Origin of the sequence: Sphingobium sp. KCTC 72723 (genome assembly GCF_014280435.1) — a bacterium.
GTDB lineage: Bacteria > Pseudomonadota > Alphaproteobacteria > Sphingomonadales > Sphingomonadaceae > Sphingobium.
On sequence record NZ_CP060388.1, the window covers coordinates 3,143,460 to 3,156,035 of the forward strand.

Consider the following 12,576-nt stretch of genomic DNA (forward strand, 5'->3'; position numbering starts at 1 on the left):
AAATCCCCCTTTTGTGTCAGATGCGGCTGGTGGTGCGGGTGTCGGGCATACGCAGGTAGACGATCAGCGACACGCCGATCATGGCCGTGACGTACCAGAAGAAGCCTTGTTCGATTCCGGCCTGCTTCATCCAGAGCGCGGCATATTCCGCCGTTCCGCCGAACAGCGTGTTGGCCAGCGCATAGGGCAGGGCGACGCCAAGCGTGCGGATATGGGCGGGAAACAGCTCTGCCTTCACGATGGCGTTGATCGACGTATAGCCGGTGACGATCACCAGCCCCGACAGGACCAGCAGGAACGCACCGAAGGAGGATGTGACAGTCTGTAACCGGGTGAAGATCAGCGTCGTGAACAACACGCCGCTGATGCCGAAACCAAGCAACAGCGGCTTGCGCCCGATCCGGTCGGACAGCCATCCCGCCATGGGTTGCAACAGCATGTAGATGAACAGCGCCGACGCCATGATCGCGGTCGCGGTCTGGCGACCAAAACCTGCGCTATTGACCAGGAATTTCTGCATATAGGTGCTGTAGGCGTAGAAGGCGAGCGTGCCGCCAGCGGTCAGCGCCATCACCAGCAGCACTTCGCGCGGGTGGCGGCGGATGAGATTCCAGCCGCTCGATGCGGGCTGTTCCTTGACTGCCGCGCTTTCCTCATAGGCTTGCGTTTCGCGCAGGCCACGGCGCAGGCGATAGACGCCGATCGCCATCAGTCCCCCCACGAAAAAGGGGATGCGCCAGCCCCAGCTTTCCAGTTGCAGTTCGGTCAACGCCACCTGCAACAGCAGCAACATGCACAGGGCCAGCAACTGCCCGGCGATCAGCGTGACATATTGGAAACTGGAAAAGAAACCGCGCTGGTCGCTCTGCGCCATTTCGGACAGGTACGTCGCGCTGGCCCCATATTCGCCGCCGACCGACAATCCCTGCATCAACCGCGCGACCAGCAACAGGGCAGGGGCGGCCACGCCGATACTGTCATAGCCCGGAATCGCTGCGATCATCAGCGATCCGCCGCCCATCAGCATGACCGACACGGTCAACCCCGCCTTGCGGCCCTTGCGGTCGGCATAAATGCCCATGATCCACGCGCCGATCGGCCGCATCAGGAAACCGACGGCAAAGATGGCCGCCGCGCTCAAAAGTTGTGCGGTGCTGTCATCCGACGGAAAGAAAACCGGCGCGAAATAGAGTGTGAAGGCGGAATAGACATACCAGTCATACCATTCGATCAGATTGCCGATCGACCCGCCGATGATGGACCGCAGCCTGTCCTGTCGGGAGATATAGGCGGGTGTAAGCGAAGGCACATGTTCCATGCCCGTTGAAACGGGCGGCCCGCGCACTTCTGCTAATCTTATTCGTCGGATACCAGAATGACCGAATTGTCGCTGCCCGCCACCGCGCGCACGCCAAAGCCGCTTTGCAGCGCCTGAACGAAATCTTCCGACCGGTCGAGGCGGAATGCGCCACCCACGCGCAGGCTGGCGATGGCCGGATCGCCGATTACCAGCGGGGTGGCGCGGTAACGGTTGAACTCTTCCACCGCCTGCGCCAGCGTATCACCATCGAACTGGACCAGCCCGTCCTGCCAGGAAATGCGCTGGCGGATCTTGGCCGGTTCGATTGGGGTTACGGCTATGCCGCCGCTGCGCACGGCGGCGCTCTTGCCGCTGGCAATGCGCCGCACCACCGACCCGCCATTGCTGACCGCGACGATCCCCTCGATCACGGTCAACTCGGTCAGGTCCGTGCGCAGCCGCACGTTGAACATGGTGCCGACCGCGCGCACCTGCGTCCCGTTGGCTTCCACGATGAAGGGCCGCTTGCCATCATGGGCGACGTCGAACCGCGCTTCCCCCTTTAGCAGGCGGATGGAGCGGATATTCTCGCGCAGGGCGACTTCCACCGAACTGTTGGTGTTGAGGTGGATGGACGACCCGTCGGCCAGCTTCACCGTGCGGGTTTCGCCCAATGCCGTGCGATAGCGATCGACCGTGCCGACCAGCCGCAACGCCACCGTGCCTGCCACCCCGATGCACGCCGCCGCCGTCAGGCCCATCCAAAGGTTGCGGCGGCTCATCAGGGCGACGGGCATCGTTACGGGCGGGCTATCGTCCAGGTCGGGCGCGGCCATGCGCCCGGCGGGCAGTTCGTGCAGCCGTTCGGTCAGCTCCCATCCCGCCTCCGCCTTGGCAAAGGCAAAACCATGGGCAGGGTCCAGCGCGACCCAGGCATAGGCATCGGCCCAGTCGTCGGCATCGTCGCTGGCGCGCGCCTTAAGGAACAGACGTGCCGCTTCGGCTTCGACCGCCTGCATTTCCTCCGCGCTTTTGTAGCGACCAACCAAAACCAGAACCCTCAAACTGCCCGATGGCATCCATTATCTTCACAGCGGCCCGCGTCAAATGCTTGTCTACCGTGAATACGGAGAGCTGCATCTCCTCTGCTATCTCCTTGACAGATTTGCCATGAACGCGCCGCGCGATGAAGGCGCGGCGGCATTGGGGTGGCAATGTGTCGAGTATAGCCTGAAGATGGCGCAATTCGTCGCGCGCGTGCAGCGCTTCTTCGGTCGAATGGTCCGCGTGCAATATGTCCAGATCCGCCACCAGTTCCAGCGAGACGATCTTTTCGCGGCGCGCTTCGTCGATCAACAGGTTGCGGGCGATCTGAAACAGGAACGCCTTGCCGGTCTGGGTGCGCGATATGTCGCCATTGGCATAGGCGCGGGTCATGCACTCGGCGACCATGTCGTCCACCTCGCAACTGCGCGGCATGACCCGGCGCAGGCGGGATCGCAACGCGCCTTCATGCGGTAATATGGCCAGCTTGAACCAATCCAGCCTGGCCCTGATCGATTCTACGTCCACGCTATTCCCCTGTTTTCCCATTCGTGTCCCGCGCCGCTCGCACCGTGCCGACCGGCAGGAACCGGATTGGCGATAGGGCCGGGATGGGCGTCACGAAAATGAGATATTCTCAAGCGTCACTAGCAGAAACGCGACCAGCCCCCGTTTCCACCATCAGGACGTTCAAAAATTGCATGGGGGCATGATGACACGAAATTTTATGCGTTTGGCTGGCTATGTCGCGGCGGTGGCCGCTACGGTTCCTGCGGTGGCGTCGGAACCTGCGAATATTGGCGTAACGGGGCAGTCGTCCCACGCCGCGCTGGCAGTATCGCTGGCGGCCAGCGCCACGCCCGGCGTTACCGGCCTGCCCTATGCGATGCAGGCCGCAGCGCCGCAGACCAGCAGCAATGCCAATGAACAGGCGCCCGGCGACGCCATCGTCGTCACCGGATCACGCGGGCAGGCCCGCACCGTGACCGACAGCCCGACCCCGATCGACGTGATTTCCGGCGCGGACCTTGCCCGCACCGGCAAAGCAGGCATTTTCCAGGCGCTCAATACGCTGGTCCCGTCCTTCAACCTGCCAGTGCGGGCAGGCGGCGCGACGTCCACGGTCATCGCGACCGGCGGCCTGCGCGGCCTCAATCCCGATCAGGCGTTGATATTGGTCAATGGCAAGCGGCGGCACAAGACGTCGCTCATCAATGCGGTGTCCACGCTTTATAACGGTTCCGTCCCGTCCGATCTGGACATGATCCCCACTTCGGCGGTCGACCATATCGAAGTGCTGCGCGATGGCGCTGCCGCGCAATATGGGTCCGACGCGATTGCCGGCGTCATCAACATCATCCTGAAGGACGATGCCAGTGGCGGATCGGCCAATGTCACGGCAGGTCAGAATTTCGACCGTTCCGATGGCGAACTTTATCAGGCGGACCTGAATTTCGGCATGAAGCTGGGCGAAAGCGGCTTCGCCAACTTCTCGGTCAACCTCAAGAAGCAGGAGATGTCCAACCGCGCATTGCCGCTGGCCGATTGTTCGGTGACGGCGACGACCACCTGCCTCTACCCCCTCGTCAGTGGCAGGCTGGACCCGCGCGACGCGGCAGCGGTCGGGACCGAACGGATCGTTACCACCAGCTTTGGCGTGATGCCATCGCGCAGCATCAGCACCGCACTCAACGCAGGCTATGACCTTGGCGGGGTGCAGCTTTATGCGTTCGGCACCTACGGCCAGCGCCGCTCGGACCTGTGGTACAGCTATCGCTATCCCAAGGACGTCAACAACGTCATGGGCATCTACCCCAATGGCTATCGCCCCCATGTCATGATCGATGAGGAGGATTTCGAATTCACCGTCGGCGCAAAGGGTGAGATTGCCGGGTGGGACTGGGATCTGTCGACCGGCTATGGCCGCAATCGCGCGCGCCAGTCGTCGGAAGGCACCGTCAACCCGACGCTGGGCGTCCTCAGCCCGACCGAATTCTATATCGGCACGCTCAAATCGTCGGAATTCGTCACTTCGCTCGACCTGACGCGCGGCTATGATGTCGGCGGTGGCAATCTTCAGGTTTCGGCAGGCGCGCAGCAGCGCCACGAACGCTACCAGACCTTCGCGGGCGATCCGGCCAGCTATTCGGTGGGCAGTTTCATCACCACGGGCATGACGCCGGGCGCACAAAGTTCGGCCGGGTTCCAGCCGAGCGACGCGGCCTATATGTCGCGCGACAATTATGCCGTCTATGGCGATGTCGCCTGGGATCCCAGCAGCGCCATCACCATCGGCGCGGCGGCCCGTTTCGAACATTATGACGACGGCAGCGGCAATACGCTGATCTGGAAGGTCAATGGCCGCTACGCCATTGCGCCGTGGATCGCGCTGCGTGCGGCGGCCAACACCGGCTTCCGCGCACCGGCGGTCGCGCAGCAAATCTACACCCAGACCACCAACCAGTTCCGCACCGTCAATGGCGTGAACAACGTCCTGCTTCAGATCAAGACGCTGGCCGTCAACGATCCCGCCGCCGTCGCGCTGGGTGCCGAACCGTTGCAACCGGAAAAATCGTTCAACATTTCGGGCGGCATCGTGCTGACGCCTCTGCCCAATTTCAACCTGACGATCGACGCCTACCAGATCGACGTGGACGATCGCATTTCCATTACCAGCACGCTGACCGGCACGGCGGTATCCAACATCCTGATCGCCAGCGGCATCCCGGCGTCGCAGGCGAATACTTTGTCGGCGCAATATTATACCAACGCGCTCGACACCCGCACACGCGGCATCGACGTGGTGGCATCCTATCGCCACACCCTGTTCGACACCGCCAATATGCAATGGAATCTGGGTTTCAACTATAACAAGACGACCATCACCCACATCATCGACAACCCGCCCGAACTTAGCACGATCAGCTTCGAACTGTTCGACCGCGCCCGGCGCAGCAACATGACCACCAACCTGCCGCGCACGAAATTGTCGATCAGCAACCTGACCACGCTGGGTGATTTCACCCTGTCGTCGCGCATGACCCGGTTCGGCAGTTTCCGGGTGCTGCAAAATGGCGTGACCAGCGGCGGCGTGACCACTTACCCCAATGACCGCAGCTATGGGGCGAAGTGGATCGCGGATCTGGAAGGAAGCTGGCAGGTGACGCCAGCGGTCAACCTGGCGATCGGCGCGAATAATCTGTTCAACACCTACCCCGACGAAACGGGCCAGATCAGCGCGACTCTGGGGCAGGGTGCCTATCCCGGCACGTCGCCCATCGGTTTCACCGGCGGCTTCTACTACGCCCGTGTCGGCGTGAATTTCTGATCGAAAGACATGGATGCGCCGTTCCGCTGGATGATGGAGCGGCGCATATTCTGCAATGACGGGAGAATGATGGCGATGCGTCCGATGAACATGATGATGGTAGCCATGGCTGCGTCCGTAGCGGCAGCGGCGATGGCTGCCCCCGCCGACAAGAGCGCCGTCCAGTGGGGCGGGGGCGAGATTTTGTGGGACAGTTTCGGCGTGCCGCACATCTATGCCAAAACGGAAGAAGGCGGCTTCTACGGCTTTGGCTATGCGCAGGCGCAGAGCCATGGCGACCTGCTGCTGCGCATCTACGGCGAATCCCGCGCCCGTGCGGCGGAATATTGGGGCGACAAATATGCCGATCAGGACAAGTGGCTGGTCGCCAATGACGTGCCGGAACGATCGGCCCTCTGGTTCCGCCAGCAAAGCCCGCAGATGCGCAAGAATCTCGATGCGTTCGCGGCGGGGGTCAACGCCTATGCCGCCGCTCATCCCGATGCCATCGACCCGGCAGTGCGCGTCGTCCTGCCACTCAAGGGCGTGGACATCATCGCCCATGCCCACCGGCTGATGAATTTCGGCTATATCGCTTCGGATCGTAAGGTGCTGGTGGACTCCTCCGTCAACGAAGCGGGCGGTTCCAACGCCTGGGCCGTCGCGCCCTCCCGCTCGGCCAGTGGCAAGGCGATGCTGCTGGCCAACCCGCATCTGCCCTGGGCGCCCAGCCAGCTGACCTATTATGAAGCGCATATCAATGCGCCGGGCATGGCCATCTATGGCGCAACGCAGGTCGGCCTGCCGGTGCTGCGCTTTGGCTTCAACAAGGATCTGGGCTTTACCAACACCGTCAACACGATGCAAGGTTTTACCAGTTACAAGCTGACGTTGGCCGACGGTGGTTACAGCTTCGATGGCAAGATATTGCCGTTCAAAACCGCGACCAAAAGCTATAAGGTCAAGCAGGCCGACGGCACGCTCAAGACGATCAGCTTCGAACAGAAAAGCGCGGTGCAGGGTCCGGTTTTCACGCTGCCCGATGGCAAGACGACGATCGCGCTGAAGGTTGCGGGGCTGGACCGGCCCGGCGTGCTGGAACAATATCTCGACATGGGCAAGGCGCATGACTGGGCGGGCTTCCAGAAAGCGTTGCGCAAGATGCAGGTGCCGATGTTCAACATCGTTTATGCCGACCGCGCCGGGCATATCCTCTATCTCGACAATGGCCTGCTGCCCAAACATGCCAGTGGCGACCTGAAATACTGGTCCGCGCCGGTGCCGGGCGACACGTCGGCGACGCTGTGGAAGGACGTCCACAGCTATGACGACCTGCCCAAGGTTCTCGATCCGGCCAGCGGCTTCGTGCAGAACGCCAATGATCCGCCATGGCTGGCCACCTGGCCGCGCCAGCTCGATCCCAGGGCATTTCCCGCCTATGTCGCGCCGGTTGGCCCGGTCAGCCAGCGGGCGCAAATGTCGGTCAAGCTGATGACGCAGAGCGACAAGATCAGCTTCGACGATTTCGTCGCGCGCAAACTGACCACCACGTCGCTGATGGCGGAACGGATGATCCCCGACCTGCTGGCCGCTGCTGCCGGTTCGACCGACGCGGACGTGCAAAGCGCCGTCGCACTGCTCAAGGGCTGGGACAACAGGTTCGAGGCGGACAGCCGCGCCGCCTTGTTGTTCGAGACATGGGCAGCGCTGTTTGCACCGCGCAACTTTACCGACCAGTCCAACTATGCCGTCAAATGGACGCTGGACGATCCGTTGCAGACGCCGCGCGGCCTGAAAGACCCTGCCGCTGCCGTCGCGATGCTGAAACAGGCAGTCGTTAGGACGAAGCAGCTCTATGGCGCGGTCGATCGCCCCTATGGCGAAGTGTCCCGCTTTCACCTGGGCGATGTCAGCGTGCCGGCGAATGGCGGCTTCGGCAATACTGGCGTGTTCCGCACGATCACCTGGGGACCGATGAAAAATGGCGAACGCTTGCCGGTACATGGCGAAACATGGGTGTCGATGGTGGAATTCGGCACGCCGATGAAGGCCGTCGGCGTCATGAGCTATGGCAATAGCAGCCAGAAGGGCTCGAAACATAATAGCGACCAGCTCCAATTCCTGGCCGACAAGACGTTCCGCACGCTGTGGATCGACCGGGCAGAAGTCGAAAAACATGTCGAGGAAAAGGTCGCATTTTAAGCCGCTTTGGGTTGGCGGGAGGACGCGGGATGCGTCCTCCCGCCAATTGGCGCTTTAACGGGAGCCTGTTTTCGGCCTACGATCCGCGCAGACCAATCTGTCAGGACCCAACCTATGCCCCCGACCTTGCACGGCTATTTCCGCTCGACCGCATCCTATCGGGTGCGGATCGTGCTGAATATGAAGGGCGTTGCCTATGCCGACGCCTTTCATCACCTGCGCAAGGGGGAACATCGGGCAGCGGACTATCTCGCGCTCAATCCACAGGGGCTGATTCCTGCGCTGGAAATCGACGGCGCGGTCCTGACCCAGAGTCTGGCGATCTGCGAATATCTGGACGAAACCGTTGCAGGTCCGGCGCTGCTGCCGGCCGATCCGATGGCCCGTGCCAAAGTGCGCGCGGCCGCGCAACTCATCGCCTGCGACATTCACCCGGTCCAGAATCTCAAAATTCTCGACCGGCTGCGCGCGTTGGGACTGGATGAGAATCAGGTCACGGGCTGGGCGCGTGCGGTGATCGAGGAGGGGCTGGACGCTTTCGACCGGCTGATCGCGGTGCAGGATGGTCCCTATTGCTTTGGCGATCAGGTGACGCTGGCCGACATCTGTCTGGTCGCTCAACTGGTCAACGCGCGTCGCTTCGGCGTGGATCTGCGCTGGCCGCGCCTGTTGGCGATCGAAGCGGCCTGCCTTGCGCTCGACGCCTTCACGCGCGCCGCGCCGCAGAATCAGCCCGACGCTGAATAGAGGGCTAGGCGCTGACGGTCGCCAATTCCTGCGCAATCGCGCGCAGTAACGGATGGTCACGCACCGCATCGTCCACCATCAGAAAGCCCAGCGTGCGGCGATGATCGAACCCGGCCATCGGCACATGCGCCACGTCCGCGCTGCGATAGCAATCGGGCATCAGCGTCACGCCCAGCCCCGCGCCGACCATTTGCAGCACCCGCTCGTCATTGGTCGTGCGCAACGAAAAATGCGGCCGCACGCCGCGTTCCAGAAAATGGCGGCTGGTCTGCGACAGCACTTCGCAATGGCGGCGCACGATCATCGTGTCATGCGCCAGTTCCTCGGCATGGAGCAGCGCGCGGCCCGCCAGCGGGTGATCGCGCGCCATCACCATCGCATAGCCTTCCTCCATCACGACCTGCTGCGCATAGGGCTGCGCGTCGGATCGCAGGATCGTCAGCGCCACGTCCAGCCGGTCGCGCGCCAGCCGCCCGGCCAGATCGCGTTCATTGGCAAAGACGATCTCCACCGGGCCGGGCAGCGCGTCGCGGCACGCCCGGCTGGCCCGCGCCACCATGTCGCCCGCAATGCTGCTCAGCACCCCCAGCCGCATCGGTCGCTGCTGCGCCACATCGGCCATCGCGCCCATCGCCAGATTAAACTCCCGCTCGATCCGCCGCGCATAAGGCAGAAAGCGCGATCCCGCTTCGGTCAATTCCACCCGCTGGTTGGTCCGCGTGAACAGGGCGCGGTCCAGCAGCGCCTCCAGCTTGGCGATGCCAACTGACAGCGTGGGTTGCGCGACATGGCACATCGCCGCCGCGCGGGAAAAATTGCCATGCTCCACCACGGCCAGGAAATAGCGGATCAGATAGCGTTCGATCATAGACCCTATCTATACACTGGTTGCGCACAGTCAATTTTGCGTCTGCGCCGCACCACGCTATGCTGGGAGCATAAGCAGGAGAGGCCCGATGACCGATTTCGATTTCGCCCTGGGCGAAACCGCCGACATGATCCGCGACACCACCGCGCGTTTTTCGGCGGAGCAGATCGCGCCTTTGGCCGCACAGATCGACGCGCAGGACTGGTTTCCCCGCGACCTGTGGCCCGCCATGGGCGCGCTGGGCCTGCACGGCATCACCGTGGAGGAGGAATTTGGCGGCTTGGGTCTGGGTTATCTGGACCATGTCGTCGCGCAGGAAGAAGTCGCTCGCGCGTCCGCCTCCATAGGCCTTAGCTATGGCGCGCACTCCAACCTGTGCGTCAACCAGATCCGCCGCTGGGGCAGCCCCGCGCAAAAGGCGAAATATCTCCCCAAACTCATCTCCGGCGAACATGTCGGTTCGCTCGCCATGTCGGAAGCGGGCGCGGGGTCCGACGTCGTTTCGATGACGCTCAAGGCGCAAAAGCGCGGCGACCGCTATGTCCTCAATGGCACCAAATATTGGATCACCAACGCGACCGAAGCCGACACGCTCGTCGTCTATGCCCGCACCGGAGAAGGCGCAAAGGGGCTGACCACCTTCCTGATCGAGCGCGGCATGAAGGGTTTTTCCATCGGCAAGAAAATCGACAAGATGGGAATGCGCGGCAGCCCGACCGCAGAGTTGATCTTCGACGATTGCGAAGTGCCGGAAGACAATATCATGGGGGCGGTGAATGGCGGCGTGGGCATTTTGATGTCCGGCCTGGACTATGAACGCACCGTCTTGGCGGGCATACAGCTGGGCATCATGCAGGCCTGTCTCGACACCGTCATCCCCTATGTCCGCGACCGCAAACAATTCGGCAAGGCAATCGGCACCTTTCAACTGATGCAGGCCAAGATCGCCGACATGTATGTCGCCCTCAACAGCGCGCGGGCCTATGTCTATGCCGTGGCGCGCGCGTGCGACGCTGGCCGCACCACTCGCTTCGACGCGGCGGGCGCGATCCTGCTGGCGTCGGAAAATGCGGTGAAGGTCGCGCTGGAAGCGGTGCAGGCGCTGGGCGGGGCAGGCTATACCAAGGACTGGCCAGTCGAACGCTATCTGCGCGACGCCAAGCTGCTCGACATTGGCGCTGGCACCAACGAAATCCGCCGGATGCTCATTGGCCGCGAAGTGATCGGCGCATGATCCTTCGAGAAGGGGCAGGGCCATCGCATATGGAAGCGGTCCATTTTGCCGGGTCAAGCCATGGTTTGGGACGAGAAATGGATGCTGAAACACATTCAGCATGACGTTGATAGATAAAGAAAAATCACATGCGATCGCCCCTGCGCGGAGAGGGCAGCAAGGGGCAGTTGCCCCAGACAAGAGGATAGAAAGAAGCACATGACCGCCCCCATCCTCGACACCAAAATCGCGCCCGACAGCGAAACCTTCCGCGCCAACGCCGCGCATAACCGCGCGCTGGCCGATCAACTGCACGCCAGGGTCGCCGACGCCGCGCAGGGCGGCTCCGCATCCGCCCGCGACAAGCACACCGCGCGCGGCAAGCTGCTCCCCCGCGACCGGGTCGAACGCCTGCTCGACCCCGGTTCCCCCTTCCTCGAAATCGGCCAGCTTGCCGCCAACGGCCTGTATGGCGACGAAGTCCCCGGCGCGGGGATCATCGCCGGCATCGGTCGCGTGTCGGGGCGTCAGGTCATGGTCGCCTGCAACGACGCCACCGTCAAAGGCGGCACCTATTACCCGCTGACCGTCAAAAAGCATTTGCGCGCGCAGGAAATCGCGCTCGAAAACAACCTGCCCTGCGTCTATCTGGTCGACAGCGGCGGCGCGAACCTGCCCAATCAGGCGGAGGTATTTCCAGACCGCGATCATTTCGGCCGCATCTTCTATAACCAGGCGGGCATGAGTGCGCGCGGCATCCCGCAAATCGCCTGCGTCATGGGCAGTTGCACGGCGGGCGGCGCTTATGTCCCCGCCATGTCCGACGAAAGCATCATTGTCCGCAATCAGGGGACGATCTTCCTCGCCGGTCCTCCGCTGGTGCAGGCAGCGACGGGCGAAGTCATCAGCGCCGAAGATCTGGGCGGCGGCGACCTGCACGGGCGCAAATCCGGCGTGGTCGATCATGTCGCCGAAAATGACGATCATGCGCTGACCATCGTGCGCGATATCGTTTCAACCTTGCAACCCGATCGTACGCCCGACCTCAACCTGCATGATGTGCGCCCGCCCAAATATGACGCCGCCGAGCTTTACGGCATCGTGCCGCAGGACGTGCGCGCGCCCTATGACGTGCGCGAAGTCATTGCCCGCATCGTCGACGGCAGTGAATTTCATGAATTCAAGGCGCTCTACGGCACGACGCTCGTCTGCGGCTTCGCCCATATCTGGGGGATGCCGGTCGCGATCCTGGCCAATAACGGCGTGCTGTTCAGCGAAAGCGCAGTCAAGGGCGCGCATTTCATCGAACTGGCCTGCCAGCGCCGCATCCCCCTCCTGTTCCTTCAGAACATCTCCGGCTTCATGGTCGGCGGCAAATATGAGGCGGAAGGCATTGCAAAACATGGCGCAAAACTCGTCACCGCCGTCGCCACCGCGCAAGTGCCAAAAGTCACCGTGCTGATCGGCGGCAGCTTCGGTGCGGGCAATTACGGCATGTGCGGCCGCGCCTATCAGCCCCGCTTCCTGTTCACCTGGCCCAATGCGCGGATCAGCGTGATGGGCGGCGAACAGGCCGCCTCCGTCCTCGCCACCGTCCACCGCGATGCGGCCAAATGGACGCCGGAAGAAGCCGAAGCCTTCAAGGCGCCGGTCCGCGAAAAATATGAAGAAGAAGGCAGCCCCTATTACGCCACCGCCCGCCTGTGGGACGACGGGATCATCGACCCGGCGCAAACCCGCGACGTGCTGGGCCTGGCCTTCGCCGCCTGCCTGAACGCGCCGGTGCCGGACAAGGCGCAATTCGGGGTGTTTCGGATGTGATGGGGGTGGGCGTAGAGGACAACGCCATACCTCCACGGAACGGGGAGGGGGACCGCCCGAAGGGTGGTGGAGGG

The 12,576-nt window shown here is 62.7% G+C and carries 9 protein-coding genes; 5 read left to right on the forward strand and 4 right to left on the reverse strand.

Going from position 1 to position 12,576, the window contains the following annotated elements:
* Positions 1–16: 16 nt before the first annotated feature.
* From SPBM01_RS15415 to SPBM01_RS15425, 3 genes are read right to left on the reverse strand one after another with little or no spacing between them, the layout of a single operon-like run.
* Positions 17–1,318 (reverse strand): MFS transporter, encoded by a 1,302-nt coding sequence (locus SPBM01_RS15415; protein WP_188062503.1) that lies wholly within the window; start codon positions 1,316–1,318, stop codon positions 17–19.
* A 38-nt stretch (positions 1,319–1,356) separates the two neighbouring features.
* The gene (locus SPBM01_RS15420) at positions 1,357–2,319 is read right to left on the reverse strand and encodes a FecR family protein (protein WP_188062504.1); all 963 of its coding nucleotides are present in this window, start codon (positions 2,317–2,319) and stop codon (positions 1,357–1,359) included.
* Positions 2,279–2,872, reverse strand: a complete 594-nt coding sequence (locus tag SPBM01_RS15425) for an RNA polymerase sigma factor (RefSeq protein ID WP_262504200.1) — start codon at positions 2,870–2,872, stop codon at positions 2,279–2,281. Before SPBM01_RS15425 ends, SPBM01_RS15420 begins: the two co-directional genes overlap by 41 nt.
* Positions 2,873–3,071: 199 nt before the next feature.
* Here SPBM01_RS15425 and SPBM01_RS15430 point away from each other — a divergent pair, with 199 nt between their 5' ends.
* The 3 genes from SPBM01_RS15430 (at position 3,072) to maiA (ending at position 8,600) form a co-directional block, all read left to right on the forward strand.
* Positions 3,072–5,672: a TonB-dependent receptor plug domain-containing protein gene (locus tag SPBM01_RS15430; RefSeq protein ID WP_262504201.1), complete on the forward strand. Its 2,601-nt coding sequence runs from the start codon at positions 3,072–3,074 to the stop codon at positions 5,670–5,672.
* A gap of 66 nt (positions 5,673–5,738) precedes the next feature.
* The gene (locus SPBM01_RS15435; protein WP_262504202.1) at positions 5,739–7,853 is read left to right on the forward strand and encodes a penicillin acylase family protein; all 2,115 of its coding nucleotides are present in this window, start codon (positions 5,739–5,741) and stop codon (positions 7,851–7,853) included.
* Between the two features lie 114 nt (positions 7,854–7,967).
* The gene (gene maiA, locus SPBM01_RS15440; protein ID WP_188062506.1) at positions 7,968–8,600 is read left to right on the forward strand and encodes a maleylacetoacetate isomerase; all 633 of its coding nucleotides are present in this window, start codon (positions 7,968–7,970) and stop codon (positions 8,598–8,600) included.
* Positions 8,601–8,604: 4 nt separating this feature from the next.
* Here the strand turns inward: maiA and SPBM01_RS15445 are convergent, their stop codons facing one another.
* Positions 8,605–9,468 (reverse strand): LysR family transcriptional regulator, encoded by an 864-nt coding sequence (locus SPBM01_RS15445; RefSeq protein ID WP_188062507.1) that lies wholly within the window; start codon positions 9,466–9,468, stop codon positions 8,605–8,607.
* An 88-nt stretch (positions 9,469–9,556) separates the two neighbouring features.
* Here SPBM01_RS15445 and SPBM01_RS15450 point away from each other — a divergent pair, with 88 nt between their 5' ends.
* Positions 9,557–10,702 carry an acyl-CoA dehydrogenase family protein gene (locus SPBM01_RS15450; RefSeq protein WP_188062508.1) on the forward strand — a complete coding sequence of 382 codons (1,146 nt, stop codon included), beginning with the start codon at positions 9,557–9,559 and terminating at the stop codon, positions 10,700–10,702.
* A 198-nt stretch (positions 10,703–10,900) separates the two neighbouring features.
* Positions 10,901–12,502: a carboxyl transferase domain-containing protein gene (locus tag SPBM01_RS15455; protein WP_188062509.1), complete on the forward strand. Its 1,602-nt coding sequence runs from the start codon at positions 10,901–10,903 to the stop codon at positions 12,500–12,502.
* Positions 12,503–12,576 lie beyond the last annotated feature (74 nt).

Coding starts and splice junctions, on each gene's coding strand:
- SPBM01_RS15415 (WP_188062503.1), bottom strand. CDS start 1,318: ATGGAACATGTGCCTTCGCTTACACCCGCCTATATCTCCCGACAGGAC.
- SPBM01_RS15420 (WP_188062504.1), bottom strand. CDS start 2,319: ATGCAGGCGGTCGAAGCCGAAGCGGCACGTCTGTTCCTTAAGGCGCGC.
- SPBM01_RS15430 (WP_262504201.1), top strand. CDS start 3,072: ATGCGTTTGGCTGGCTATGTCGCGGCGGTGGCCGCTACGGTTCCTGCG.
- SPBM01_RS15435 (WP_262504202.1), top strand. CDS start 5,739: ATGATGGCGATGCGTCCGATGAACATGATGATGGTAGCCATGGCTGCG.
- maiA (WP_188062506.1), top strand. CDS start 7,968: ATGCCCCCGACCTTGCACGGCTATTTCCGCTCGACCGCATCCTATCGG.
- SPBM01_RS15445 (WP_188062507.1), bottom strand. CDS start 9,468: ATGATCGAACGCTATCTGATCCGCTATTTCCTGGCCGTGGTGGAGCAT.
- SPBM01_RS15450 (WP_188062508.1), top strand. CDS start 9,557: ATGACCGATTTCGATTTCGCCCTGGGCGAAACCGCCGACATGATCCGC.
- SPBM01_RS15455 (WP_188062509.1), top strand. CDS start 10,901: ATGACCGCCCCCATCCTCGACACCAAAATCGCGCCCGACAGCGAAACC.